General features: G+C 73.7%; 23 protein-coding genes. 12 read left to right on the top strand and 11 right to left on the bottom strand.

Features of this window, described 5'->3' with window-relative positions; all coding sequences use genetic code 11:
• Window positions 1-537: 537 nt before the first annotated feature.
• From NOD94_RS30365 to NOD94_RS30350, 4 genes are all read left to right on the top strand, one after another.
• Complete coding sequence (locus tag NOD94_RS30365) at window positions 538-1,404, top strand: NTP transferase domain-containing protein (protein ID WP_281209357.1); 867 nt, start codon at window positions 538-540, stop codon at window positions 1,402-1,404.
• Window positions 1,401-2,690, top strand: coding sequence for a molybdopterin molybdotransferase MoeA (locus NOD94_RS30360; RefSeq protein ID WP_281209356.1), 1,290 nt, complete (start codon window positions 1,401-1,403; stop codon window positions 2,688-2,690). Before NOD94_RS30365 ends, NOD94_RS30360 begins: the two co-directional genes overlap by 4 nt.
• Entirely contained in the window at window positions 2,678-3,778 is a 1,101-nt protein-coding gene (locus NOD94_RS30355) for a potassium channel family protein (RefSeq protein ID WP_281209355.1), read from the top strand. The genes NOD94_RS30360 and NOD94_RS30355 overlap by 13 nt, the downstream gene beginning before the upstream one ends.
• 135 nt (window positions 3,779-3,913) lie before the next feature.
• Window positions 3,914-4,891, top strand: coding sequence for an NAD(P)H-quinone oxidoreductase (locus NOD94_RS30350; protein ID WP_281209354.1), 978 nt, complete (start codon window positions 3,914-3,916; stop codon window positions 4,889-4,891).
• A 185-nt stretch (window positions 4,892-5,076) separates the two neighbouring features.
• Here the strand turns inward: NOD94_RS30350 and NOD94_RS30345 are convergent, their stop codons facing one another.
• Genes NOD94_RS30345 through pdhA form a run of 3 tightly spaced genes read right to left on the bottom strand, consistent with a single transcriptional unit; the run spans window position 5,077 to window position 8,563 of the window.
• Window positions 5,077-6,423, bottom strand: a complete 1,347-nt coding sequence (locus tag NOD94_RS30345; RefSeq protein ID WP_281209353.1) for a dihydrolipoamide acetyltransferase family protein — start codon at window positions 6,421-6,423, stop codon at window positions 5,077-5,079.
• Window positions 6,423-7,430: an alpha-ketoacid dehydrogenase subunit beta gene (locus NOD94_RS30340; protein WP_281209352.1), complete on the bottom strand. Its 1,008-nt coding sequence runs from the start codon at window positions 7,428-7,430 to the stop codon at window positions 6,423-6,425. The genes NOD94_RS30345 and NOD94_RS30340 overlap by 1 nt, the downstream gene beginning before the upstream one ends.
• Window positions 7,427-8,563 carry a pyruvate dehydrogenase (acetyl-transferring) E1 component subunit alpha gene (gene pdhA / locus NOD94_RS30335; RefSeq protein WP_281209351.1) on the bottom strand — a complete coding sequence of 379 codons (1,137 nt, stop codon included), beginning with the start codon at window positions 8,561-8,563 and terminating at the stop codon, window positions 7,427-7,429. Before pdhA ends, NOD94_RS30340 begins: the two co-directional genes overlap by 4 nt.
• 178 nt (window positions 8,564-8,741) lie before the next feature.
• Between pdhA and NOD94_RS30330 the strand changes: the two genes are divergently transcribed.
• Window positions 8,742-9,296 (top strand): Lrp/AsnC family transcriptional regulator, encoded by a 555-nt coding sequence (locus NOD94_RS30330; RefSeq protein ID WP_281209350.1) that lies wholly within the window; start codon window positions 8,742-8,744, stop codon window positions 9,294-9,296.
• Between the two features lie 132 nt (window positions 9,297-9,428).
• On the opposite strand, the gene NOD94_RS30325 is transcribed toward NOD94_RS30330, so the two are convergent.
• Both NOD94_RS30325 and NOD94_RS30320 read right to left on the bottom strand, forming a co-directional pair.
• The gene (locus NOD94_RS30325; protein WP_281209349.1) at window positions 9,429-10,016 is read right to left on the bottom strand and encodes a TetR/AcrR family transcriptional regulator; all 588 of its coding nucleotides are present in this window, start codon (window positions 10,014-10,016) and stop codon (window positions 9,429-9,431) included.
• Window positions 10,013-11,533, bottom strand: a complete 1,521-nt coding sequence (locus NOD94_RS30320; RefSeq protein ID WP_281209348.1) for a 3-hydroxyacyl-CoA dehydrogenase — start codon at window positions 11,531-11,533, stop codon at window positions 10,013-10,015. The genes NOD94_RS30325 and NOD94_RS30320 overlap by 4 nt, the downstream gene beginning before the upstream one ends.
• A 168-nt stretch (window positions 11,534-11,701) precedes the next feature.
• Here NOD94_RS30320 and paaN point away from each other — a divergent pair, with 168 nt between their 5' ends.
• Window positions 11,702-13,384 carry a phenylacetic acid degradation protein PaaN gene (gene paaN, locus NOD94_RS30315; RefSeq protein ID WP_281209347.1) on the top strand — a complete coding sequence of 561 codons (1,683 nt, stop codon included), beginning with the start codon at window positions 11,702-11,704 and terminating at the stop codon, window positions 13,382-13,384.
• 91 nt (window positions 13,385-13,475) lie between these two features.
• Here the strand turns inward: paaN and NOD94_RS30310 are convergent, their stop codons facing one another.
• The 3 genes from NOD94_RS30310 to NOD94_RS30300 form a co-directional block, all read right to left on the bottom strand.
• Window positions 13,476-14,255 (bottom strand): TrmH family RNA methyltransferase, encoded by a 780-nt coding sequence (locus NOD94_RS30310; protein ID WP_281209346.1) that lies wholly within the window; start codon window positions 14,253-14,255, stop codon window positions 13,476-13,478.
• A gap of 83 nt (window positions 14,256-14,338) precedes the next feature.
• Window positions 14,339-15,661 carry an HTTM domain-containing protein gene (locus NOD94_RS30305; RefSeq protein ID WP_281209345.1) on the bottom strand — a complete coding sequence of 441 codons (1,323 nt, stop codon included), beginning with the start codon at window positions 15,659-15,661 and terminating at the stop codon, window positions 14,339-14,341.
• Window positions 15,646-16,389: a DUF5819 family protein gene (locus tag NOD94_RS30300; RefSeq protein WP_348652363.1), complete on the bottom strand. Its 744-nt coding sequence runs from the start codon at window positions 16,387-16,389 to the stop codon at window positions 15,646-15,648. The genes NOD94_RS30305 and NOD94_RS30300 overlap by 16 nt, the downstream gene beginning before the upstream one ends.
• A 135-nt stretch (window positions 16,390-16,524) precedes the next feature.
• Between NOD94_RS30300 and paaA the strand changes: the two genes are divergently transcribed.
• From paaA to NOD94_RS30270, 6 genes are all read left to right on the top strand, one after another.
• Complete coding sequence (paaA, locus tag NOD94_RS30295; protein WP_281209343.1) at window positions 16,525-17,544, top strand: 1,2-phenylacetyl-CoA epoxidase subunit PaaA; 1,020 nt, start codon at window positions 16,525-16,527, stop codon at window positions 17,542-17,544.
• Window positions 17,541-17,825 carry a 1,2-phenylacetyl-CoA epoxidase subunit PaaB gene (gene paaB / locus NOD94_RS30290; protein ID WP_281209342.1) on the top strand — a complete coding sequence of 95 codons (285 nt, stop codon included), beginning with the start codon at window positions 17,541-17,543 and terminating at the stop codon, window positions 17,823-17,825. The genes paaA and paaB overlap by 4 nt, the downstream gene beginning before the upstream one ends.
• Entirely contained in the window at window positions 17,822-18,559 is a 738-nt protein-coding gene (gene paaC / locus NOD94_RS30285) for a 1,2-phenylacetyl-CoA epoxidase subunit PaaC (RefSeq protein WP_281209341.1), read from the top strand. The genes paaB and paaC overlap by 4 nt, the downstream gene beginning before the upstream one ends.
• 23 nt (window positions 18,560-18,582) lie before the next feature.
• Complete coding sequence (gene paaD / locus NOD94_RS30280; RefSeq protein WP_281209360.1) at window positions 18,583-19,068, top strand: 1,2-phenylacetyl-CoA epoxidase subunit PaaD; 486 nt, start codon at window positions 18,583-18,585, stop codon at window positions 19,066-19,068.
• The gene (locus tag NOD94_RS30275; RefSeq protein ID WP_281209340.1) at window positions 19,069-20,199 is read left to right on the top strand and encodes a 2Fe-2S iron-sulfur cluster-binding protein; all 1,131 of its coding nucleotides are present in this window, start codon (window positions 19,069-19,071) and stop codon (window positions 20,197-20,199) included. It abuts the gene before it with no gap.
• A gap of 134 nt (window positions 20,200-20,333) precedes the next feature.
• Window positions 20,334-21,476: an acyl-CoA dehydrogenase family protein gene (locus NOD94_RS30270; RefSeq protein ID WP_281209339.1), complete on the top strand. Its 1,143-nt coding sequence runs from the start codon at window positions 20,334-20,336 to the stop codon at window positions 21,474-21,476.
• A gap of 53 nt (window positions 21,477-21,529) precedes the next feature.
• On the opposite strand, the gene NOD94_RS30265 is transcribed toward NOD94_RS30270, so the two are convergent.
• The 3 genes from NOD94_RS30265 to NOD94_RS30255 all read right to left on the bottom strand — a co-directional run bounded on the left by NOD94_RS30265 (window position 21,530) and on the right by NOD94_RS30255 (window position 24,345).
• Complete coding sequence (locus tag NOD94_RS30265; protein WP_281209338.1) at window positions 21,530-21,874, bottom strand: rhodanese-like domain-containing protein; 345 nt, start codon at window positions 21,872-21,874, stop codon at window positions 21,530-21,532.
• 39 nt (window positions 21,875-21,913) lie between these two features.
• A complete protein-coding gene (locus NOD94_RS30260) occupies window positions 21,914-22,669 on the bottom strand; it encodes a hypothetical protein (protein ID WP_281209359.1) in 756 nt (251 codons plus the stop codon).
• A 299-nt stretch (window positions 22,670-22,968) separates the two neighbouring features.
• On the bottom strand, window positions 22,969-24,345 hold the full coding sequence (locus NOD94_RS30255) for a DUF2252 domain-containing protein (RefSeq protein WP_281209358.1): 1,377 nt from the start codon (window positions 24,343-24,345) through the stop codon (window positions 22,969-22,971).
• Window positions 24,346-24,449: the final 104 nt, after the last annotated feature.

Here is a 24,449-nt window from a genome sequence, read left to right as displayed (position 1 = left end):
CCCCCCCCCCCCCCCCCCCCCCCCCCCCCCCCCCCCCCCCCCCCCCCCCCCCCCCCCCCCCCCCCCCCCCCCCGGCGCTTTCCCGGGGGCGGTCCCCACCCCCACCCGCTCATCCCCCTCCACGGCCCGCCCGAGCAACCCCCTCCAGCGCCGCCGACGATCGAGGCGCGCACCAGGGCCGCGCCCCTTCCAACCCCGCCGCCAGTCACGGCACAGGCAGGGTCAACACCCCCATCCAGCCCCGCCACCACACGCGACGCAGGCCCGGGCAGCACCCCCCTCCAAGTCCCGCCGGCGCTTGAGGCACAGGTCCGGGCAGCGCCCCTTCCAGCCCCGCCGGCGTTTGAGGCGCGGGTCCGGGCAGCGCCCCTTCCAGCCCCGCCGGCGTTTGAGGCGCGGGTCCGGGCAGCGCCCGGAAACCAACCCCGCCACCAAACTCGACCCAGGCCCGGGCAGCGCCCCCTCCAAGTCCCGCCGGCGATCAGAACGCGGCCCCGGGCAGCCGGTGGACGACACCGGGCCCCCATACTCAAAGGCATGAGCTACGACGCGATCGTCCTGGCCGGCGGCGCCGCCCGCCGCCTCGGCGGGGCCGACAAGCCCGGCCTGCGCGTCGGCGGCCGCGCCCTGCTGGACCGGGTCCTCGACGCGTGCGCCGACGCCGGGACCACCGTCGTGGTCGGCGGCCGACGGGCGACGGCCCGCCCGGTGCGCTGGGCCCGTGAGGACCCGCCCGGCGGCGGCCCGGTGGCCGCGCTGGACGCCGGGTTGCGGGCCACGACGGCCGGGCTGGTCCTCGTACTCTCCGCCGACCTGCCCTTCCTCGACCGGGACACCGTCCGTGCGCTGCTGGCCGCCGACGGGCCGGACGGGGCCCTGCTCCGGGACCCCGACGGCCGGGACCAGCCGCTGGTCGCCGCCTACCGGGCGGAGCCCCTGCGCCGCGAGATCGCCCTGCTCGCCACCGAGCACGGCACCCTCAACGGGCTGCCGCTGCGCGCCCTGACCGCCGAACTCGACCTGACCCCCGTCACCGCCGCCGCGCCACTCGCCTCCTTCGACTGCGACACCTGGGAGGACCTGGCGGCGGCCCGCGCCCGGATCAGGGAGCATGGGACCGTGCTGGAGCAATGGATCAACGCCGCCAAGAACGAGCTCGGCATCGACGTCGACGTCGACGTCACGGCCCTGCTCGACCTCGCCCGTGACGCCGCCCACGGCGTCGCCCGACCCGCGGCTCCGCTGACGACCTTCCTCGTCGGCTACGCGGCCGCCCGCGCCGAGGCCCAGGGCGCCGACCCGGCGCAAGCCGTCCTCGACGCCTGCCGCAAGACCGCCGAGCTGGCCCTGCGCTGGGCCGACGAGGCGCAGCCCGCCGATCCTCAGGAGAGCGGCTCAGGATGACCCGTACCGACGCCGACGGCGCCCTGGACGAAGCCCTTGCCCTGGTCAGCCGCGATGCCCGGGCCGGAGCCACGGCCGGCCACCGGGCCACGGCCTGGCCGAACGCCCGGACGGTCGCCGTCCGGGCCGGCTCCGGCGTACGCGGCCGCAGCCACCGGGTTCCGCTCCCGGACGCGCTGGGCGAGGTGCTGGAGGCTCCCCTGGAGGCCTTGAGCGACCTCCCCTCCTTCGACACCTCCGCCATGGACGGTTGGGCCGTCGCCGGCCCCGGCCCCTGGCTGATGCGCGCCGGCGGGGTCCTGGCCGGGACGGAGCCGCCGGCGCCGCTCGCGGACGGCGAGGCGGTCCGGATCGCCACCGGTGCCCGGATCCCCGCGGACACCAGCGCCGTCATCCGCAGCGAGCACGTCCGCGAGGCCGGCGCCCACCTGTACGCCGAGCGGGCCGTCGGCACCGGTCAGGACATCCGCCCGCGCGGCCAGGAGTGCCGCTCCGGGGACCTGCTGCTGCCCGTCGGTTCCCTCGTCACCCCGGCCGTCCTCGGCCTGGCCGCCGCCGCCGGGTACGACGAGCTGGTCACCCGGCCCCGGCCCCGCGTGGAGGTCCTCGTCCTCGGCGACGAGCTGCTGACCGAGGGCCGCCCCCACGACGGGCTGATCCGCGACGCCCTCGGCCCCATGCTCGGCCCCTGGCTCGGCCGCCTCGGCGCGCAGGTCACCGGCACGCGGCGGCTCGGGGACGACCCGGCCGGTGCGCAGGCCCTGTACGAGGCCGTCACCGGCTCCACCGCGGACCTGCTGATCACCACCGGCGGCACCGCCTCCGGTCCCGTCGACCACGTGCACCCCGTCCTGGCCCGCGCCGGCGCCGAACTCCTCGTCGACGGGGTCGCCGTGCGCCCCGGGCACCCGATGTTGCTGGCCCGCATCGGCGACCGGGCGGACGGGCGCCACGTCGTCGGCCTGCCGGGCAACCCGCTGGCCGCCGTGTCCGGGCTGTTGACCCTCGCCGAGCCCCTGCTGCGCGCCCTCGCGGGTCGCCGGCAGCGGCCGCGCTACACGGTGCCGGTGCAGGGCGACGTGCCCGGCCACCCGTACGACACCCGGCTCGTCCCGGTGCTGCTGACCGACGAACATGCCGTGCCGCTGCGGTACAACGGCCCTGCGATGCTGCGCGGCGTGGCCGCCGCCGACGCGCTGGCCGTCGTACCGCCGCACGGCGCACGATCCGGGCAGGACCTCGAAATCCTCGACCTGCCCTGGGCTTCGGGGGGATGTTTCACGTGAAACTTCACGGCCAGGACGCGATGGCGCGCGGCGCGGACGAGAAACTCGTCTCGCGCCGCATCAAACTGCCCAGACGCGTCGTCGAGAAGCCGCTGCGGCAGGTCGGCCTTCGACTGTTGATGGCCCTGTTCGTGCTGTTCCTGACGGTCCTGATCGTCTGGCTCGACCGCGCCGGGTACCACGACAACGCGAACGAGCAGGTCGATCTCCTCGACTGCTTCTACTACGCGACCGTGACCCTGTCCACGACGGGCTACGGCGACATCGTCCCGTACAGCGACAGCGCGCGGTTGGTGAACATCCTGCTGATCACGCCACTGCGCGTGCTGTTCCTGATCATCCTGGTCGGCACCACCCTGGAAGTGCTCACCGAACGCACCAGGGAAGAATGGCGGCTGAGTCGCTGGAGGAAGAACTTGCGCGAGCACACGGTCGTCGTCGGCTTCGGTACGAAGGGCCGCTCGGCGCTGCAGACCCTGCTGGCCACCGGCCTCAGCAGGGAACAGGTCGTCATCGTCGACCCCAGTTCCAAGGTCATCGACATCGCCAACGCGGAGGGGTTCACGGGTGTGGTCGGCGACGCCACCCGCTCGGACGTCCTGTTGCGGGCGGAGATCCAGAAGGCCCGTCAGATCGTCATCGCCACCCAGCGGGACGACACGGCGGTCCTGGTGACGCTGACGGCGCGCCAGCTCAACCGGGGCGCCAAGATCGTCGCGGCGGTCCGCGAGGAGGAGAACGCGCCGCTGCTGAAGCAGTCCGGCGCGGACGCGGTCATCACCAGCGCGAGCGCGGCCGGACGGCTCCTCGGGCTGTCGGTGCTCAGTCCGAGCGCGGGCACCGTGATGGAGGACCTCATCCAGCAGGGCAGCGGCCTGGACCTGATCGAACGGCCCGTCAACAAGTCCGAGGTGGGCCGGAGCGTACGGGAGACCGACGACCTGGTGGTGACCGTGCTGCGCGGCCACCGCCTGCTCGCCTACGACGACCCGCACGCGAGCCCGCTCCAGTTGACGGACCGGGTCATCACCATCGTGCGCGCCACGCCCCCGCTCTCGCCCAACGTGACGCTCGGCCCGGTCGAGTAGACCGCGGATCGCGTGGACCGCTGATCGGGTGGACCGCGGATCGGGTCGGCGCGGGGCCGGCGGAGGGCCCGCGCCGAGTCGCCGCACTCGGCGGCGTCCTGCCGTCCCGGGGCGGGTTCGCGTAGCCTCCGGGCCATGCATGCGATCACGATCGAGCAGCCCGGTGGCCCCGAGGCCCTCGTCTGGGCCGACGTACCCGATCCTGTGGCCGGCGAGGGGGAGGTGCTCGTCGAGGTCGCGGCGAGCGCCGTGAACCGCGCCGACGTCCTCCAGCGACAAGGTTTCTACGATCCGCCGCCCGGCGCCTCGCCCCACCCCGGCCTGGAGTGTTCCGGCCGCATCACCTCCGTCGGGCCGGGAGTGTCCGGCTGGTCGGTGGGCGACGAGGTGTGCGCGCTGCTGTCCGGCGGCGGATACGCGGAGCGGGTGGCCGTCCCGGCGGGCCAACTCCTGCCGGTGCCGGAGGGCATCGACCTGGTGACGGCCGCCGCGCTGCCGGAGGTCGTCGCGACGGTGTGGTCCAACGTGTTCATGGTCGCCGGGCTGCGTCCCGGCGAGACCCTGCTCGTCCACGGCGGCTCCAGCGGGATCGGCACGATGGCGATCCAGCTCGGCAAGGCGGTCGGCGCACGGGTCGCGGTGACCGCGGGCGGCAAGGAGAAGCTGGCGCGCTGCGCGGAGCTCGGCGCGGACATCCTGATCGACTACCGCGAGCAGGACTTCGTGGAGGAGCTGCGGTCCGCGACGGGCGGTGCCGGTGCCGACGTGATCCTCGACATCATGGGCGCGAAGTACCTGGCACGGAACCTGGACGCGCTGGCCGTCAACGGGCGGCTCGCCGTGATCGGGATGCAGGGCGGGGTGAAGGCCGAGTTGAACCTGGGCACCCTGCTGGCCAAGCGGGCCGCGATCACCGCCACCTCGCTGCGGACCCGGCCCCTGGATGAGAAGGCCGCCATCATCGCGGCCGTACGGGAACACGTGTGGCCGCTGGTGGCGGCGGGGCGGGTGCGCCCCGTGGTGCACGCGACGTACCCGATGGCCGAGGCGGCGGAGGCCCACCGGGTGCTGGAGTCCAGCGCCCACGTCGGCAAGCTGCTGCTGACGGTGTAGCCGCCCCGGACGAGGAGGGGGTTACGGCCGGGCGGGGTGGGGGTCCCGCCCGGCCGTGGTTCCCGGGGCCGCCGCCCCGGGAGTCTTTCGCCGCGGCGACGCCGGGCGGGCCGTGGCCGCCGGATCCTGCCGGGACCGCGGGGTACGACACCGCGGTCCCGGCCGCCTGGATCCGGACGGGCGGTTCAGAGGCCGCGGAGCAGCACCGCCGGGTTCTCCACGCAGTCGGCGACGTACCGCAGGAAGCCGCCCGCCGCGCCGCCGTCGCACACCCGGTGGTCGAAGGTCAGCGACAGCTGGACGACCTTGCGCACGGCCAGCTCCCCCTGGTGCACCCACGGCTTGGGGATGATCCGGCCCACGCCGAGCATGGCGGCCTCGGGGTGGTTGATGATCGGCGTGGAGCCGTCGACCCCGAACACCCCGTAGTTGTTGAGGGTGAACGTCCCGCCGGTGAGGTCGGACGGTGCCAGCTTTCCGGACCGGGCGAGCTCGGTCAGCCGGGCGAACTCGGCCGACAGGGACTCCGGGCTGCGGTCCTGGGCGTCCCGGACCACCGGGACCATCAGCCCGCGCTCCGTCTGCGCGGCGAAGCCGAGGTGCACGGCCGGGAGCCGGACGATCTCGTTCGCCGCCAGGTCGACGGTGGAGTTGAGTTCCGGGTACTTGGCGAGCGCCGCCGTGCAGATCCGGGCGAGCAGCGCGAGGACCGAGATCTTCGGTCCGTCCACGGCGTTCATCGCGGCCCGGGCCGCCATCAGTTCGGTGGCGTCCGCGTCGACCCAGCAGGTGGCCTCGGGGATCTCGCGCCGGCTGCGCGAGAGCTTCTCCGCGACGAGCCCGCGCAGCCCCTTGAGCGGGATCCGCTCGCCCTGGGCTGCGGGCCGGGGCGCCTCGTCGGGCGCCGCGGACACGGCCGGCCGCGCGTCGGGCGCCGCGGACGCGCCCGCGAGGGCCGCCTCGACGTCGGCCCGCAGGATCAGGCCCTGCGGACCGGAGCCGTGCAGTGCCCGCAGGTCGAGCCCGTTGTCCCGGGCCAGCTTGCGCACCAACGGCGAGATCACCGGAACGGGCCCGACGGCCACGGGAGCCGCAGGAGCCGCAGGCACCACGGGCGCCACGACCGTCGGAGCGGCGGCGGCCACGGCGGCGGGAGCCGCCTGGGCCGTACCCGCCGGCCGGACCCGGCGGCGCCGTGCCGGCCGGGAGTGGTCCGTGCCGTAGCCGACCAGGACGTTGCCCGACCCGGACGTCGTCTCCGCCGGTTCCGGCTCCGGCGTGGTGCCCGAGCCCACCGCCACGGTGATCAGCGGGGCTCCGACCGGGAGCTCCGTGCCCTCCTCGCCGAAGCGCGCGGTGACCACGCCCCCGTACGGGCAGGGGACCTCCACCATCGCCTTGGCGGTCTCGACCTCGACGACCGGCTGGTCGATCTCGACCACGTCGCCCACGGCCACCAGCCAGCGGACGATCTCCGCCTCGGTCAGCCCCTCCCCGAGGTCGGGCAGTTTGAACTCCAGTACCTGCGGCATCAGTTCTCCCACTGCAGGCGGGCCACGGTGTCCAGGATCCGGTCCACACCGGGCAGGTGGTGCTTCTCCAGCATCGGCGGCGGGTACGGGATGTCGAAGCCCGTCACGCGCAGCACGGGAGCCTCCAGGTGGTGGAAGCAGCGCTCCGTCACCCGGGCGGCGATCTCCGCGCCCGGTCCGCCGAAGCCGCCGGCCTCGTGGACCACCACGGCGCGCCCGGTGCGGCGTACGGAGGCCACGACCGTCTCCTCGTCGAACGGGACGAGCGAGCGCAGGTCCACGACCTCCAGGTCCCAGCCCTCCTCGCGGGCCGCCTCGGCCGCCTCCAGACAGACCGGCAGGGACGGTCCGTAGGTGATCAGCGTGGCGCTCGTGCCCGCCCGGCGGACCAGCGCCTTGCCGATCCCGGGGACCTCGTCCGGCGCGTCCGGCGACCACGGCGACTTCGACCAGTACAGCCGCTTGGGCTCCAGGAAGACCACCGGGTCGTCGCTCGCGATCGACGCGCGCAGCAGCCCGTACGCGTCCTCGACCGTCGCCGGGGTGACGACCGTCAGACCCGGCGTGGCCACGTAGTACGCCTCGGAGGAGTCGCAGTGGTGCTCGACGCCGCCGATGCCGCCGCCGTACGGGACGCGGATGGTGATCGGCAGCGGCATCGCGCCCCGGGTGCGGTTGCGCATCTTCGCCACGTGCGAGATGAGCTGCTCGAAGGCCGGGTACGCGAACGCGTCGAACTGCATCTCCACGACCGGCCGCAGCCCGTACATGGCCATGCCGACGGCGGTGCCGAGGATCCCGGCCTCCGCGAGCGGGGTGTCCGTCACGCGGTCCTCGCCGAACTCCTTCACGAGGCCGTCCGTGATCCGGAAGACCCCGCCGAGCGCTCCGACGTCCTCGCCCATCACGTGGACGGTCGGGTCCTCGGCCATCGCGTCGCGCATGGCCCGGGTGAGGGCCTGCGCCATCGTCGCGGGCTTCACCGCCCGCTGTGCCACCGTGCTCACGCCTGTTCCTCGGCTTCCAGTTCGGCGCGCAGCAGGTCGGCCTGCTCGCGCAGTCGTCCGGTCTGCTCCGCGTAGACGTGCGCGAAGAGGTCCATCGGGTCCACGACCGGTTCGGCGTTCATCCGCTCGCGCAGGTTCGCGGCCATCGCCTCGGCCGCGTCGCGCGCTTCCCGGATGCCGTCCTCGTCGAGGATCCCGCGGGCGGTGAGCTCGCGCTCCAGCAGTTCCACCGGGTCGTGCGCCTTCCAGGCCTCCACCTCGGCGTCGGTGCGGTAGCGGGTCGCGTCGTCGGCGTTCGTGTGGGCCTCCATCCGGTACGTGACGGCCTCGATGAGGGTCGGTCCGCCGCCGCCGCGGGCGCGCTGGACGGCCTCGGTGAGGACCTCGTGCATGGCCGCGACGTCGTTCCCGTCGACCAGCCGGCCGGGCATTCCGTAGCCGACGGCCTTGTGGGCCAGCGTCGGCGCCGCGGTCTGCTTGGCGAGCGGGACGGAGATGGCGAAGCCGTTGTTCTGGACCAGGAAGACCACGGGGGCCTGCCAGACGGCCGCGAAGTTCAGCGCCTCGTGGAAGTCGCCCTCGCTGGTGCCGCCGTCACCGACCATGGCCAGCGCGACGACCTCGTCCCCGCGCAGCCGGGCGGCGTGGGCGACGCCCACGGCGTGCGGCAGCTGGGTGGCGAGGGGGGTGCACAGCGGGGCTATCCGGTACTCGCGCGGGTCGTAGCCGGTGTGCCAGTCGCCCCGCAGCAGCGTGAGGGCCTGTACGGGGTCCAGCCCGCGCGCCACGGCCGCCAGGGTGTCCCGGTAGCTCGGGAAGAGCCAGTCCTGCTCCTCCAGGACCAGGGCGGCCGCGATCTCGCAGGCCTCCTGGCCGACGGTGGACGGGTACACGGCCAGACGGCCCTGCCGCGTCAGCGCGGTGGCCTGCGCGTTGTAGCGGCGGCCGCGCACGAGTTCGGCGTAGTACCGGCGCATCAGCACCGGGTCGAGGCGGTCGGCCGCCTCGGTGCCCAGCACCCGGTACGGCTCGGGGTCCGGAAGCAGCGCTGCTGCGTCCGTACGGGGCCTCCAGGCGGGCGGCGGGGTTGCACGGTGGGACGCACCGGCACCGGGCAGCTCTTGGACCGTCATGGCGGCGTACACCTCCTCGTGGGAAGCGGGCAGGGAGTGCCCCGGATGTGAGGCCCCTCACCAACCGATTGTTCGGTTGTCCGGGCAATTTGGCTACAGGCGGCTCCAGGCTGTGGACAAACTGGCGCCGGGGCCGTGGGATGGGTGCAGGACGTCCAGGAGAGGGAGGCATCGGGCAATGCCGGATGAACAAATGGCCGGAGCGGGTTCGACGCCGGTCCCGCCGGGGGCGGTCCCCGGCGCCCCTCCGGTGCCTCCCCGCCCCCTGGATCCGATCGACCGGTCGATCATGCGGCTGCTCCAGGCGGACGGCAGGGCGTCCATACGCTCGGTGGCCGAGCAGGTCCACGTGTCGCGGGCCAACGCCTACGCCAGGATCAACCGGCTCATCGACGACGGGGTGATCCGCGGCTTCACCGCCCGGGTGAACCACGAACGGGCAGGTCAGGGCGCCTCCGCCTATATCACCCTGAAGATCGTCCAGAACTCGTGGCGGACGGTGCGCGAGCAACTGCGCGAGCTGCCGGGCGCGGCGCACATCGCCCTGGTCAGCGGGGACTTCGATGTCCTGCTGCTCGTCCACACCCCGGACAACCGGACCTTGCGCGAGTTGGTCCTGACGCGCCTCCAGTCCATCCCGGAGGTCCTCTCCACGCGCACGCTGCTGGTTTTCGAGGAGACGGACCTCCTCGACACGGGCCCCACCGCCGGCCCGGCCCTCACGGAGGAGTGAACCGCCCGACCCGCCCGCTCCACCGGTACGACTGGTCCGACCGGGTGGCGCGAGGGGGCGCCCGACAACGCGACGCGCCCCCCGGAATCCCGGGGGGCGCGTTCCCGTCCGGGACGTCGCGTCGGCGCTTCCCTACGGGGTCGCGCGGAGCCCGTCGAAGGCCATGTGGACCACCGCGTCGGCGAGCTGCCCGTGGTCCGCGCCGGGGTGCGGGCGGTACCACTCCACGAGGGAGTTCACCATGCCGAACAGCAGACGCGTGGCGAGCCGGATGTCCACGTCGGCGCGCAGGTCCCCGTCGGCCGCGGCGGCCTTCAGCAGGTCCGCGACCCGGTGGTCGAACTCGCGGCGCCGCTCCAGCGCCCAGCGCTCGGTGCGCGTGTTGCCCCGGACCCGCAGCAGCAGCGTCACGTAGGGCAGTTCCCCGAGCAGCACCTCGACCGTCCGCCGGGTCACGTACTCGACCCGTTCGACCGCCCGGCCGCGTACGGCGCCGGGTTCGTCGAGGACGGCGAAGAGGCCGTCCAGGGCGCGGCTGACGGCCCGCAGCAGGAGCTCCTCCTTGCCCGCGACGTGGTGGTAGATGGAGGACTTGGAGATTCCGGCCGCCTTGGAGAGGTGCTCCATCGAGGTGCCGTCGTAGCCGCGCTCGATGAACACCTGCACGGCCACGGAGAGCAGCGTCTCCGGGGTGTAGGTGTCCCGCCTGACAGTGGTCATGCCGTGTCCTCCCCCTCGTCGTCCCCGCCTGCCGCGTAGCCCAGCCTGAACAGCGCCAGCGAGGGCGCGTAGCGGCCGCCGGGACAGCGTTCGTCCAGGTTGTGCAGCAGGTCGTAGGCCCAGTCCGGGCCGAGCAGCGCGTGCCAGGCGGACGGGCCCAGGGGGTAGTTGACGCCGAGCGTCATCGCGGTGTCGATGTCCTCGGCGTCCGCGACGCCCCGCGCCACGGCGTCGGCGGTCAGGTCGATCAGCATGGCGACGGTCCGGGCGACGATCATGCCGGGGACGTCGCCGATGACGGAGACCTTCTTGCCCAGCTTCTGGAAGAGGCCGACGGCCTCGGCCAGGGTCCGCTCGCTGACGTCCTCGCTCGCGGAGAGCGCGATCCGGGTGGCGCCGCGGTAGTCCAGGGCGAGGTCGAAGTAGACGACGTCGGTGAACTCGACGGAGGTCTTGCCGTCCGCGAGCACCAGCTGGCCCTCACCGGGCAGCTGGATGTACGGGCCTCCGTGCCCGGTGGCCGTCACCGCGATCCCGGCCTCCTCGATGAGGTCGGCCAGGGCCGCCGCCGGGCCGAGGTCACCGACGACGGTGACCTTGTCCGGCGCCTCCTCGGGGCCCGCCGTGTGCGGCTCGGGGAGCCGGACGTCCTCCCCGTACGGGAACCAGCCCTGCCCGGACTTCCGGCCGAGCCGGCCCGACTGGACCAGTCGGCGCTGGGCGAGGGAGGGGGTGAACTTGGGGCTCCGGAAGAACGAGTCCCAGACGGAGCGGGTGACGGCCTCGTTGACGTCCTGGCCGATCAGGTCGGTGAGCTGGAAGGGCCCCATCCGGAAGCCGCCGCTCTCGCGGAGCACGGCGTCGATGGTGGCCGGGTCGGCGCCCCGCTCCTCGTACACCGCGAAGGCCTCCGCGTAGAACGGGCGGGCGATCCGGTTGACGATGAACCCGGGGGTGTCGGAGCAGCGGACCGGGGTCTTCCCCCAGCCGAGGACCGTGCCGTGGACGCTCTCGACCACGTCGGGGTCGGTCGCGTGACCGCTGACGACCTCGACGAGGGGCAGCAACGGCGCGGGGTTGAAGAAGTGCAGGCCGAGGAAGCGGCCGGGGTGGCGGAGGCCGGCCGCGAGTTCGGTGACGGAGAGGGAGGAGGTGTTGGTCGCCAGCACCGCCTCCGGTGCGATCACCGCTTCGAGGGCCGCGAAGAGGGTGCGCTTGACGGTGACGTCCTCGACGACGGCCTCGATGACGAGGGCCGCTCCGGCGAGGTCGGCGAGCGTGCCCGCCGCGCCGATCCGGCCGATCGCCTCCTCGGCCTCGGCGCGGTCCAGGCGGCCCTTGGCGGCCATCCGCTCGACGCGGTCGCGCACGAGTTCCGCGCCGGCCTCGGCGAAGGCGGGGTCGATGTCGTGGAGCAGCACGCGGTGACCTGCGAGGAGTGCGACCTGGGCGATGCCCTGCCCCATGGTGCCGGCGCCGATGACCGCCACAGTGCGGGACCGCTCGATTGCTGTCATGTCCTGATCCTCCCGCACCGACTTATCCACAGGCCCGCCGGGCCCTCTTGTCCCGACCGATCGTTCGGTTACTCTAACTCCAGTCTGCTCTTCTTCACCCGCCCCTGCCTGATCTCAGCCTGCGAAACCAGCCTGATCTTGCCCGGCTCAACGAGGAGTTGGTCCCTGATGGCCGCCGAGCTCACCCTCCCCCAGCTGTCCGAGAAGCACCGGCCCACCCTGGACCGGGCGCTGGCTGCCATCCGCAGTCGCGCCTACTGGTCCCCGCATCCCGAACACCCCAAGGCCTACGGCGAAACCGCCCCGGCCGACGGGCTCGCCGCCTTCGAGGCCGTCCGCGGCACCCGCTTCGACCTCGACCAGCCCGGCACCGACGGCTGGACGGGCGGCGAGGTCTCCCCGTACGGCCCGGAGCTCGGCGTCGAGTACCCGCACGCCGACCCGGACGTGCTGCTGCCCGCGATGCGGGCCGGCATGGGCGCCTGGCGGGAGGCCGGGCCCGAGGTCCGCGCCCTGGTCTGCGTCGAGATCCTGGCCCGGATCGGCGCGCGCACGCACGAGTTCGCGCACGCGGTCATGCACACCAGCGGCCAGGCCTTCATGATGGCCTTCCAGGCGGGCGGCCCCCACGCCCAGGACCGCGGCCTGGAGGCCGTGGCCTACGCGTACGAGGAGCAGACCCGCGTGCCCGGCCGGGCCGACTGGTCGAAGCCGCAGGGCAAGCGGGACCCGCTGGAGCTCGACAAGACCTTCACGGCCGTCCCGCGGGGCGTCTCCCTGATGATCGGCTGCAACACCTTCCCCACCTGGAACGGCTACCCGGGCCTGTTCGCCTCCCTCGCCACGGGCAACCCCGTGCTGGTCAAGCCGCACCCGCGGGCCGTCCTGCCGCTGGCGCTGACCGTCAAGGTGGCCCGGGAGGTCCTCGCCGAGGCCGGCTTCGACCCCAACCTGGTGGCACTCGCCGTGGAGCGGCCCGGCGAAGGCATCGCCAAGACCCTGGCCCTGCGCCCCGAGGTCAAGATCATCGACTACACCGGCTCGACGGAGTTCGGGGACTGGCTGGAGACCAACGCCCGCCAGGCCCAGGTCTACACGGAGAAGGCGGGCGTCAACACGGTCGTCGTCGACTCCACCTCCGACTACAAGGGGATGCTCTCCAACCTGGCGTTCTCGCTGTCCCTGTACAGCGGCCAGATGTGCACCACCCCGCAGAACCTGCTGATCCCGCGCGACGGCATCGGGACGGACGCCGGCCACAAGTCGTACGACGAGGTCGTCGCCGACCTCGCCGCCTCGGTCGGGGGCCTGCTGGACGACGACGCCCGGGCCAACGCCCTGCTCGGCGCGCTGGTCAACCCGGGCGTCAAGTCCCGCCTGGAGGCCGCCGCCTCCCTCGGCGAGGTGGCCCTGGCCTCCCGCGAGGTGGTCAACCCGGAGTTCCCGGACGCCGTGGTGCGCACCCCGGTCGTGGTCAAGCTGGACGCCGGCAAGCCGGACCCGGAGGCCGCCTACCTCTCGGAGTGCTTCGGCCCGGTCTCCTTCGCGGTCGCGGTGGACTCCACCGCCGACGCGCTGGAGCTGCTGCGCCGCACGGTGCGCGAGAAGGGCGCGATGACGGTGGGCGCGTACACGACGTCCCCGGACACCGAGCGCGCGATCGAGGAGGTCTGCCTGGAGGAGTCGGCGCAGCTCTCGCTGAACCTGACCGGCGGGGTCTACGTCAACCAGACCTCGGCCTTCTCCGACTTCCACGGCTCCGGCGGCAACCCGGCGGCGAACGCCGCCCTGTGCGACGGCGCGTTCGTCGCGAACCGCTTCCGCGTGGTGGAGGTCCGCCGCCAGGCATGACCCGTTCGGGCCGTCCTGTCGGTCGGGGCGGCCTAGGGCTGTCGAACTCCCGTCGTCGCCCGCGAGGCAGACGGGAGTTCGACGACAGGCCCTAGGAGCGCTCGCCGCCCTGTGCTCCGGCCGCGGGGCCACCCCAGTGGAAGAGGGTCATGGCCACGCTGGTGGCCAGGTTGTAGCTGGAGACCTGGGGGCGCATCGGTAGGGATACGAGGTGGTCCGCCCGGGCGCGGAGCTCGGGCGAGATGCCGTGGCGTTCCGAGCCGAAGGCGAGCAGGGCGTCGTCCGGAAGGGCGAGGCCGCGGATGTCGGCGCCCTCCGGGTCGAGCGCGTACAGCGGCCCGGCCGGCAGTTCCTCCAGGGCGAGCCGTTCGACCGTGGTGGCGTAGTGCAGCCCGGCGCCGGCCCGGACCACGTTGGGGTGCCAGGGGTCGAGGTCGCCACGGGTGACCACGCCCGTGGCGCCGAATCCGGCGGCGAGGCGGACGACGGCGCCCACGTTCCCCAGGTTGCGCGGGTTGTCGAGGACCACGACCGGCGCGGGCCGGGGCAGCCGGGCCAGCGCCGCCCGCCCGGCGGCCCGGTCGGGCCGGACGGCGAGCGCGGCGACGCCGGTAGGGTGGACGCGGGGCAGCAGGTCCTTGAGCGGGGCCTGCCGCACCAGCCACCCCACCTGCGGAGCGACGTCCGGAGCCAGCTCGGCGGCCAGGGCCCGTACGGCGTCCGGGTCGTCGGCGACGACAGCCCGGATATCGGCGCCGAAGCGCAGGGCGTGCTTCAGCGCGTGGAACCCGTCGAGCAGGACCGCCCCGTCCTGCCCCGCGGCCTCCCGCCACTTCCGCACGCTCTCGTCGGGACTCCGCTGCTCGCTCATGCGCCGACCCTACGACGCCACGGCCGGGGCACCCGCCCCGGCACCGGCCCGCCACCGACCGAGGGACCCCGCCGGCACCACCGTCAGCGCGGCGCCGCGCCGGGGTCCGCCCCGACCGGCGGCGCCTGCGGAACGTCCGGGGCCTCCGGGGCCTCCAGTACCCCCGGGGCCTCCGGGGCCTGAGCGTCCTCCGGGGCCCGCCGGTCCCGCGGACCCCCCGCGTCCGGCCCTCCCGCCCCCTCCGACGGCTCCCGCGCCCCCGGTACCCGCGCCCGCGCCCGCCCCCGTGCGGGACGCAGCGCCGTGGCCCGCGCGCCGAGCCACACCAGGAAGGCCGTCGGCAGGAACACCGCGTCGGCGGCGATCATCGCCAGCGAGAAGAACGGCAGCCCGAGCAGCACCGCGATGCCCGCGTGCTCCAGCATCATGACGGCCAGCAGCACGTTCTTCACGCGCCGGTCGAACAGCGTGAACGGGAAGGCGACCTGCACCGCCACGGTCCCGTACGACAGCAGCATCACCAGCGTTCCGCTGCCCGCCAGCAGCCCGGACAGCCCCGGCCACGGGGTGAAGTAGTCCAGTCCGAGCGGGTAGTAGAGCGCGGTACCGTCCTGCCAGCGGGAACCCTGGATCTTGTACCAGCCGGCCGTCGCGTAGATCAGGCACACCTCCGCCATGATCACCAGCATTCCGGCGTTGTGCAGGACGTTCGCCAGCACGTCCAGGACCGCCCGGGCATCGCCCCGCGGCTCGTACCGGTCGACCAGCCACCACAGCCCGAGACCCACCCACAGCGCGGCGAAGGCCACCAGCCAGCCGGTGCTGAACCGCCCGGTCAGCGCGCCGTACGCGAGCACGGCGCCCAGCACGCCCCACAGCACCGGCCCCGCCGCGCCCGCCGAGGCGGAACCGCGCAGGCGGACCCGGCGCGCGTCCAGCGACCACACCTGCGCGCAGCGGGTGAGGACCAGGTACATCGCCATCAGGTGGATGACGTTGTCCCCGCCGTCGCCCATGAAGACGCTGCGGTTCTGCAGGGACAGCACGCCGACCATGAAGACCACGGACGTCGCCCGCGTGCGCCAGCCGAGTACGAGCAGCAGGCTCGCCAGCGCCGAGACGGCGTGGACGACCTCGAACCAGAGCGTGGAGTCCGACCACATCAGCACCGTGAACGCCCGGTTCGAGGCGATCAGGCGCTCGGCCAGCTGCCAGCTCCAGGGACTGTCGGGCCCGTACAGCTCGTGCCGATTCGGGAGCTCCCTCAGCAGGAAGAACAGCCAGGTCCCGGCGAAACCGATGCGGACGACGGCGCTCTGGTACGGGCCCAGAGCCCGCCCGGTCACCTTCGCCAGGGCGGCGGCCGCCCGGGCCCGTGGCCCCGGCCGCCTCACACCGTCCACCACGGCAGCTCCCGGTAGTAGGTCTGGGTGTCGGTCTTCTCGGTGCTCCAGCTCGGCGCCGCGACGGCGGTGGTCGCCGAGCGCAGCTGGACGCGCACGATCCGGTCGCCGTCCCGCCCGCCGGCCGGAACCGCGTCCCGGCCGCCTTCGGTGAGCCGGTGCACGGCGATCCGGCGCAGGTACTCCTCGGAGAGCGCGCCGCGGTCGCCGTTCGGGCGGTTGTTCTCGTCGTGGGAGCCCGTGAAGAAGTCCCACGCCCGGCGCAGTTCGTTCTGCTCGGTGTGGCTCGGCAGCAGGCTGTGCCGGATGGCCTCGCCGTCCTCGGCGGACAGGTCGCGCCAGCCACCGGCGACGACCTCGCCCGAGGAGGTGCGGACCTCGGCCCGCACCTGCACGGAGATGTTCTGCTGGAGGGGGTTCGGGGCGAAGAGCTTCCAGTTCTGTTCGAACTCGGGATAGACCCACCCGTCGACCAGGTCCGCGTGCTGCTTGCTCACCGTGTTCGAGGGCGCCACGTGCAGGAACACGAGCGCCAGGTGCAGGCAGGCGGCGACGCCGACGGCCGCCAGGCCCAGCGCCGCCACGACCCGGTACGGCGTCGGCAGGCCCGAAATCCCGGGCACCCGGGGCGGCCCGTCCGGGCCGCCGGGCCCGTCGTCCGCCGGGTCGGGGGGTGCCGGAACGGCCGTCGGAAGTGCTCCTTCCGCAGGCTCGTGCTCGTTCGAAAACATCCCGCCCCGATCATCCGGCGTCCACAGGGTTGCCCACAGAGGTTGACACCCTACGGCCCGCCGTCTCACCATTGAAGAGGATGAACCGAACGATCGGTCGGTCGGGCGGACGGCAGAATCTGACAGGGAGCCGAGATGGTCGCAGTGACCCCGGAATCGGGCCCGGGCACGGCAGCGGCGGCAGGCACGGCGGGCGTCGTCGAGGCGGACCTCGGCGCGCAGCTCGCCGCGGCCTTCGACGCCGCGGTCGCGGCGGACGAGCGCGTCGAGCCGCGCGACTGGATGCCCGACGAGTACCGCGCCTCGCTGGTCCGGCAGATGGCCCAGCACGCCCACTCCGAGATCATCGGCATGCAGCCCGAGGCCAACTGGATCACCCGGGCGCCGTCGCTGCGCCGCAAGGCGATCCTGATGGCCAAGGTGCAGGACGAGGCCGGGCACGGGCTCTACCTCTACAGCGCCGCCGAAACGCTCGGCACCAGCCGCGACGAGCTGCTCGACAAGCTGCACTCGGGCAAGCAGAAGTACTCCTCGATCTTCAATTACCCCACCCTGACCTGGGCGGACGTCGGCGCGATCGGCTGGCTCGTGGACGGCGCGGCGATCACCAACCAGGTGCCGATCTGCCGCTGCTCCTACGGCCCCTACGCCCGCGCCATGGTCCGCATCTGCAAGGAGGAGTCCTTCCACCAGCGCCAGGGGTACGAGCTGCTCCTCGCCCTCTCCCGGGGCACCGAGGCCCAGCACGCGATGGCGCAGGACGCCGTGGACCGCTGGTGGTGGCCCTCCCTGATGATGTTCGGCCCGCCCGATGACGAGTCGGTCCACTCCGCTCAGGCGATGGCCTGGCGGATCAAGCGCCATTCCAACGACGAGCTGCGCCAGCGCTTCGTGGACATCGCCGTCCCGCAGGCCGAGTCCCTGGGCCTGACCCTGCCCGACCCCGACATCAAGTGGAACGAGGAGCGCGGGCACCACGACTTCGGCGCCATCGACTGGTCGGAGTTCTGGAACGTGCTCAAGGGCAACGGCCCGTGCAACGAGCAGCGGATCAGCCAGCGCCGTACGGCGCACGAGGAAGGCGCCTGGGTCCGCGAAGCAGCGGCGGCCTACGCCGAGAAGCACACCAGCACCGGACGAGAGGTACAGGCATGACGCAGAACTGGCCCCTGTGGGAGGTGTTCGTGCGCTCGCGCCGCGGCCTCTCGCACACGCACGCGGGAAGCCTGCACGCCCCGGACGCGGAGATGGCCCTGCGCAACGCCCGCGACCTCTACACGCGGCGCGGCGAGGGCATCTCGATCTGGGTCGTGCCCTCCACGGAGATCATCGCGTCCTCGCCCGACGAGCGGGACCCGTTCTTCGCCCCGTCCGCCGACAAGCCGTACCGGCACCCGACCTTCTACGACATTCCCGAGGGGGTGCGTCACCTGTGAGCAGCACCGGCACCGCCCTCACCGGCACCACGGCCGCGGCCGCGCTCGCCCTCGGCGACGACGCGCTGATCCTCTCCCACCGCCTGGGCGAATGGGCCGGTCACGCCCCCGTCCTGGAGGAGGAGGTGGCCCTGGCCAACATCGCCCTCGACCTGCTCGGTCAGGCGCGCGTCCTGCTGTCCATGGCGGGCGACGAGGACGAGCTGGCCTTCCTGCGGGAGGAGCGGTCCTTCCGCAACCTCCAGTTGGTCGAGCAGCCCAACGGCGACTTCGCCCACACCATCGCCCGACAGCTCTACTTCTCCTTCCACCAGCACGAGCTGTACGGCGCGCTGGCCGCCGGGGACGGCCCGTTCGCCCCGCTCGCGGCGAAGGCCGTGAAGGAGACCGCCTACCACCGCGACCACGCCGAGCAGTGGACGCTGCGCCTCGGCGACGGCACGCAGGAGAGCCGCCGGCGGATGCGGGCCGGGCTCGACTCCCTGTGGAAGTACACCGGCGAGATGTTCCGGCCCGTCGAGGGACTCGGCCTGGACCAGGCCGCCCTGGAGGACCGCTGGCTGGCCGCCGTGGCCGGCGTACTGGAGCGGGCGGATCTCGCGCTCCCCGAAGGGCCGCGCACGGGGGCCTGGGCCGCCGGCGCGGGCCGCGAGGGACTGCACACCGAGTCGTTCGGGCGGCTGCTCGCCGAGATGCAGCACCTGCACCGCAGCCACCCGGGAGCGTCCTGGTGACCGGGACCGCGGGAGCCGTGGGCATGACGCGCCTGGAGGCGGAGCTGGCCGAGCTCGCCGGTTCCGTCCCCGACCCCGAGCTTCCGGTGCTCACGCTCGCCGAGCTGGGTGTGATGCGCGGTGTCCGGGTGCATGAGGACGGCCACGCGGAGGTCACGCTCACCCCCACCTACACCGGCTGCCCGGCGATCGAGGCCATGTCGGCCGACATCGAGCGGGTGCTGACCGGTCACGGCATCCCCGACGTGCGCGTCGTCACCGTCCTCGCCCCGGCCTGGTCGACCGACGACATCAGTGCCGAGGGCCGCCGCAAGCTCGCCGAGTTCGGCATCGCGCCGCCCCGCCCGCACGCCGCCGGAGGACCGGTTCCGCTGACCTTGTCGGTGCGCTGCCCCAACTGCGGTTCCACCGACACCGAACTGCTCAGCCGGTTCTCCTCCACCGCGTGCAAGGCGCTGCGCCGCTGCGTCTCCTGCCGCGAACCGTTCGACCACTTCAAGGAGCTGTAGATGGCCGTGTCTGTGCCCTCGGCGGACCCGGGCCCCACGCGCCCCGCGCGCCACGGCGCCTTCCACGCGCTGACGGTGGCGGCGGTCGAGCGGCTCACCGACGACTCGGTGGCGCTCACCCTCGCCGTGCCCCCGGAACTGCGCGAGGAGTACCGGCACGCGCCCGGCCAGCACCTCACCCTGCGCCGCACCGGCTCCGACGGCGGCGCCCGCCGCACGTACTCGATCTGTTCCCCCGCCCCGACCGCCGACGGTCCGGGCCCCGCGTCGCTGCGGGTCGGGGTACGGCTCGTGGAGGGCGGCGAGTTCTCCACGTTCGCGCACAAGGAGATCACCGCCGGGGACGTGCTCGACGTGATGGTCCCGGCCGGCCGCTTCGTGCTGGAGCCCGCCGCGGCCCCGGCCGCCGCGCACTACGCCGCCGTCGTCGGCGGCAGCGGGATCACCCCGGTCCTGTCGATCGCCGCGAGCCTGCTGGCCGCCCGGCCCGACGCCCGCTTCTGCCTGGTCCGCAGCGACCGTTCCGCCGCCTCGACGATGTTCCTGGACGACGTGGCGGACCTCAAGGACCGCTACCCCGACCGCTTCCAGCTGGTGACCGTGCTGTCCCGCGAGGAGCAGGAGGCCGGTCTGCCGTCCGGCCGGCTCGACCAGGCACGGCTGACGGCGCTGCTCCCCGCGCTGCTGCCGGTCGCCGAGGTGACGGGCTGGTTCCTGTGCGGACCGTACGGTCTGGTGCAGGGCGCGGAGCGGGCCCTGGGCGAACTCGGCGTCTCCCGCACCCGGGTGCACGAGGAGATCTTCCACGTCGAGGACACCGCGCCGCAGACTCCCACCCGGATCTCCGCTCCCGCCCACGGCCGGGTCACCGCCCGGCTCGACGGCCGGTCGGGCACCTGGCCGGTCCAGGACGGCGAATCCCTGCTGGACGCCGTGCTGCGCGGCCGCGCGGACGCCCCGTACGCCTGCAAGGGCGGCGTGTGCGGCACCTGCCGGGTGTTCCTGGTAGCGGGCGAGGTACGGATGGACCGCAACTTCGCGCTGGAGGCCGACGAGACGGACGCCGGGTTCGTGCTGGCCTGCCAGTCCCACGCGGTGAGCGAGGAAGTGGAGATCGACTTCGACCGCTGACCCGAAGACCCGGACCCGAAGACCCGGACCCGACGGCCGAACCTCCCCCTGTGCATTTCCTCCCTCCTGCTCTATCTTGACGGACCGTCAGATATGCGAACGGGACCGATCCGGTGCACGCGGGAGGACAGGCAGTGGACTTCACCTTCACCGAGGAACAGCAGGCGGCCGTCGAGGCGGCCAAAGCCGTGTTCGCGGATGTGGCCCCCGACAGCGTGCCCAGCCCCGCGCTGACCCCGGGGGCCGTCTCCGACGAGTTCGACCGGCCGCTGTGGGGCAGCCTGGCGGGGTCCGACCTGCTGAGCCTCGTCCTCGCCGAGGAACACGGCGGCGCCGGCCTCGACGCCATCGCCCTGTGCCTGGTGCTGCGCGAGGCCGCGAAGGTGCTGGCCCGGGTGCCGCTCCTGGAACACTGCGCCACCGCCATGGCGGTCCAGGCCCACGGCAGCGCCGAGCTGGCCTCCGCCCTGCTGCCCGGCGCCGGACGCGGCACCCTGGTCCTGACCGTCGCCGCGCACGGCCGCACCGGCCACGACCCCGCCGAACTCGCCGTCACCGCCCGGCGCGACGGCGCCGAATGGACCCTGGACGGGGTGCAAACCTCCGTGCCCTGGGCGCACAGCGCCGACTGGATCGCCGTACCCGCCCACCGCGGCGACGGCGAGGCCGTCCTCGCGCTCGTCCCGCGTACCGCCGGCGGGCTCACCCTCGCCGACCAGTACTCCACCAGCGGGGAGCGGCTCGCGGAGCTCACCCTCGACGGGGTCCGCGTGCCCACGGCCCACCTCATCGACGCCCCCGGCGCCTGGGACCGGCTCCGTCAGCTCCTCGCCACCGGAACCTGCGCGCTCGCGCTCGGCCTCGGCGAGAGCGTCCTCACCATGACCAGCCAGTACACCAGCAAGCGGGAACAGTTCGGCTTCCCCGTGGCGACCTTCCAGGCCGTCGCGGTACAGGCCGCCGACCGCTACATCGACCTGCGCGCCATGGAGGTCACCCTCTGGCAGGCCGCCTGGCGGCTCGACGCGGCGACCGACGGGGCGGGCGGCCCGCTGCCCAGCTCCGGTGACGTCGCCGTCGCCAAGATCTGGGCCTCCGAGGGCGTACGCCGGGTCGTGCAGACCGCCCAGCACCTGCACGGCGGCTTCGGCGCCGACACCGACTACCCGCTGCACCGCTTCCACGCCTGGGCCAAACAACTGGAACTCCAGCTCGGGCCGGCCGCGGCGCACGAGGAGGCCCTGGGCGACCTGTTGGCCGCCCACCCCCTCGCCTGAGCCGGCCCGCGAGCCGCCACCGGAGTCGAAGGACCCCGGTTCGACGACAGGCCCTAGAGAACGAAGGCCGGGTTCCCGTTGTCCGTCACCATCGGGCGCCCGGCACCCTCCCAGGCCTGCATCCCGCCGTCCACGTTCACGGCGTCGATCCCCTGACGCACCAGGTACTGGGTGACCTGGGCCGAACGGCCACCGACCCGGCACATCACGTGCACCCGGCCGTCCTCCGCGACGGCCTCGGTCAGCTCGCCGAAGCGCGCCACGAAGTCGCTCATCGGAATGTGCAGCGCACCCTCGACGTGCCCGGCCGCCCATTCGTCGTCCTCGCGGACGTCCAGGACAAAGCCTTCGGAGGGCACCGCGGCGGCGTCCACCGAGGGAAGCGGTCCGAAGTTCATAGCTGTCGCCTTCTCTCTTCGCGGATCTGGCCTGCCAACCTACCCGGCGAGGGCCTTCAGCTCCGCCTCGCGCTCGGAGACCTGGGCGAGCAGTTGCTCCGCGATCTCCTCCAGCAGCCGGTCCGGGTCGTCCGGGGCCATCCGCAGCATCGAGCCGATCGCGCTGTCCTCCAGCTCCCGGGCCAGCACCGCAAGCAGTTCCTTGCGCCGGGCCAGCCACTCCAGGCGGGCGTAGAGCTCCTCGCTCTCGCTCGGCCGCACGGCCTCCGGCGCCGGACCGGCCGCCCATTCCTCGGCCAACTCGCGCAGCAACTGTTCCTCACCGCGACCGTAGGCGGCGTTGACGCGCGCGATGAACGCGTCGCGGCGCTCCCGCTCGGCCTCGTCCTGGGCGAGGTCCGGGTGCGCCTTGCGGACCAGCTCCCGGTAGAGCCGACGAACCTCCTCGGAGGGGCGCACCCGCTCCGGGGGCTTCACGGCCCGGCCGGTGAGCATCGCGGACGCGTCGTCCGAGATCCCGTCGGAGTCCAGCCAGTCGTGGAACAGCTCGTCGACGCCGGGCATGGGCATCACCAGAGAGCGCGCCTCACGGGCCCGCCGCAGGTCCTCGGCGTCCCCGCTGCGCTCGGCCTTCGCTTCCGCGATCAGCGCGTCCAGCTCGTCGAGCCGCGAGTACATCGGCCCGAGCTTCTGGTGGTGGAGCCGGGAGAAGTTCTCGACCTCGACCCGGAAGGTCTCGACCGCGATCTCGAACTCGATGAGGGCCTGCTCGGCGGCCCGCACGGCCCGGTCCAGCCGCGCCTCGGGCCGCTCGTCGGCGGAGCCCGGGGGAGCCGCAGGGGTCTCGGAGGCCTCGGACGCGCCGGGGCCTGTCCGCTCGGGGTGCTCGGGGTGCTCGGTCTGCTCGCTCACCCGGCCAGCCTACGGCCCGTCCGCCCGGACGGTGTTTCACGTGAAACACCGTCCGGTTTCACGTGAAACATCCCCCGCGTTCCACGTGGACCACCCTGGCTTGTCCCGCGTGGAACGCCCTCTCGGGTCCTCGGGAGACGACCCCTCGGGGCCGCAGGAAACAACCCCCGGGGCCCTCGCGATCAGACCCCGGCCTCCGCCGCGATCCGCCCGGTCCGGACGGCCGCCACCAGGTCGGCGTGGTCGGCCTCGGTCCGGTCGGCGTACGCCACCGCAAAGGTGGCCATGGCCTCGTCCAGCTCCTCGTTCTTGCCGCAGTAACCGGCCAGCAGCCGCGGATCGGCGCTGTGCGCGTGCGCGCGGGCCAGCAGGGCACCGGTCATCCGCCCGTAGTCGTCGAACTCCGCGACGGACAGCGCCGCGGGGTCCACACTGCCCTTGCGGTTGCGGAACTGGCGCACCTGGAAGGGACGCCCCTCCACCGTGGTCCAGCCCAGCATGATGTCGGACACCACCTGCATCCGCTTCTGCCCGACCACCACCCGCCGGCCCTCGTGCTCCTCCACCGCCGTGCGGAAGCCCAGCCCGGGCAGGTACGGCAGCAGTACGGACGGCCGCGCCTCCTTCACCTGGAGCACCAGCGGGTCCCCCCGGTGGTCGAGCAGCAGCACCACGTACGACCGCGTGCCGACGCTGCCCGTGCCCACCACCCGGAACGCCACGTCCTGGATCGCGTAGCGGGCCAACAGCGGCAGCCGGTCGCCCGACAGGGTCCGCAGGTACGGGCCCAGCGAGGCCGCCACGGCCGCCGCCTCCGCGTCACCGACGCGGCGCAGCACCGGCAGCGCGTCGACGAAGCACCGGCCGCCGTCGGCCCCGATCTCGGTGGACCTGGCGGCGAACCGGGCCGAGGTGTTGTTGCGGGCCTTCGCGGAGACCCGCTCCAGCGTGCCCAGCAGGTCCCGGGCATCGGTGTGCGAGACGAGTTCCTCGTCCGCGATGGCGTTCCAGGCGTCGATCGCCGGAAGCTTCGCCAGCAGCCGCATGGTCCTGCGGTAGGCGCCCACCGCGTCCAGCGCCGCCGCCCGGCAGGTGTCCTCGTCCGCGCCCGCCACCCGCCCGGCCAGCACCAGGGAGGTGGCCAGCCGCTTCACGTCCCACTCCCACGGTCCGACGACGGTCTCGTCGAAGTCGTTGAGGTCGATGACGAGCCGGCCGCCCGCGTCCCCGTACAGACCGAAGTTGGCTGCGTGGGCGTCGCCGCAGATCTGCGCCGCGACGCCGGTCACCGGGCCGCCGGACAGGTCGTGCGCCATCAGACCGGCGGCTCCGCGCAGGAACGCGAAGGGGTTCGCGGCCATCCGGCCCACCCGTATCGGGGTCAGTTCGGCGACCCTGCCCTCGTTGGACTCCTCGACGGCCCGGACTGCGTCGGGCCGTCCGGCGGGAGCCTCGAACCGGGCGTGCGCCGCACGCGGCACGCGGCCGCGCAGGGCCTTGCCCGCTTCCTTGGGCGAACCGGCCACCGACCGGGGCGCGAAGCCCTCCACCTGCGGTATCCGACCGCCCCCGGGGCCCGCCGGCGCCGCCGTGGGGGGGGGGGGGGGGGGGGGGGGGGGGGGGGGGGGGGGGGGGGGGGGGGGGGGGGGGGGGGGGGGGGGGG

The organism is Streptomyces sp. Isolate_45 (assembly GCF_024721315.2).
In the GTDB taxonomy this organism is placed as follows: Bacteria; Actinomycetota; Actinomycetes; order Streptomycetales; family Streptomycetaceae; genus Streptomyces.
The sequence above is the reverse complement of the archived record's forward strand: the minus strand, read 5'-3'. Positions and strand labels throughout refer to the sequence as shown.

Bases quoted from the DNA above. Each gene is read 5' to 3' on its own strand.
- NOD94_RS30365 (WP_281209357.1), top strand. From the start codon at position 538: ATGAGCTACGACGCGATCGTCCTGGCCGGCGGCGCCGCCCGCCGCCTC.
- NOD94_RS30265 (WP_281209338.1), bottom strand. From the start codon at position 21,874: ATGAACTTCGGACCGCTTCCCTCGGTGGACGCCGCCGCGGTGCCCTCC.
- pdhA (WP_281209351.1), bottom strand. From the start codon at position 8,563: ATGACGGTCCAAGAGCTGCCCGGTGCCGGTGCGTCCCACCGTGCAACC.
- NOD94_RS30275 (WP_281209340.1), top strand. From the start codon at position 19,069: ATGGCCGTGTCTGTGCCCTCGGCGGACCCGGGCCCCACGCGCCCCGCG.
- NOD94_RS30360 (WP_281209356.1), top strand. From the start codon at position 1,401: ATGACCCGTACCGACGCCGACGGCGCCCTGGACGAAGCCCTTGCCCTG.
- NOD94_RS30310 (WP_281209346.1), bottom strand. From the start codon at position 14,255: ATGAGCGAGCAGCGGAGTCCCGACGAGAGCGTGCGGAAGTGGCGGGAG.
- NOD94_RS30345 (WP_281209353.1), bottom strand. From the start codon at position 6,423: ATGCCGCAGGTACTGGAGTTCAAACTGCCCGACCTCGGGGAGGGGCTG.
- paaD (WP_281209360.1), top strand. From the start codon at position 18,583: ATGACGCGCCTGGAGGCGGAGCTGGCCGAGCTCGCCGGTTCCGTCCCC.
- NOD94_RS30330 (WP_281209350.1), top strand. From the start codon at position 8,742: ATGCCGGATGAACAAATGGCCGGAGCGGGTTCGACGCCGGTCCCGCCG.
- paaB (WP_281209342.1), top strand. From the start codon at position 17,541: ATGACGCAGAACTGGCCCCTGTGGGAGGTGTTCGTGCGCTCGCGCCGC.
- paaA (WP_281209343.1), top strand. From the start codon at position 16,525: ATGGTCGCAGTGACCCCGGAATCGGGCCCGGGCACGGCAGCGGCGGCA.
- NOD94_RS30325 (WP_281209349.1), bottom strand. From the start codon at position 10,016: ATGACCACTGTCAGGCGGGACACCTACACCCCGGAGACGCTGCTCTCC.
- NOD94_RS30350 (WP_281209354.1), top strand. From the start codon at position 3,914: ATGCATGCGATCACGATCGAGCAGCCCGGTGGCCCCGAGGCCCTCGTC.
- paaN (WP_281209347.1), top strand. From the start codon at position 11,702: ATGGCCGCCGAGCTCACCCTCCCCCAGCTGTCCGAGAAGCACCGGCCC.
- NOD94_RS30355 (WP_281209355.1), top strand. From the start codon at position 2,678: ATGTTTCACGTGAAACTTCACGGCCAGGACGCGATGGCGCGCGGCGCG.
- NOD94_RS30300 (WP_348652363.1), bottom strand. From the start codon at position 16,389: ATGTTTTCGAACGAGCACGAGCCTGCGGAAGGAGCACTTCCGACGGCC.
- NOD94_RS30320 (WP_281209348.1), bottom strand. From the start codon at position 11,533: ATGACAGCAATCGAGCGGTCCCGCACTGTGGCGGTCATCGGCGCCGGC.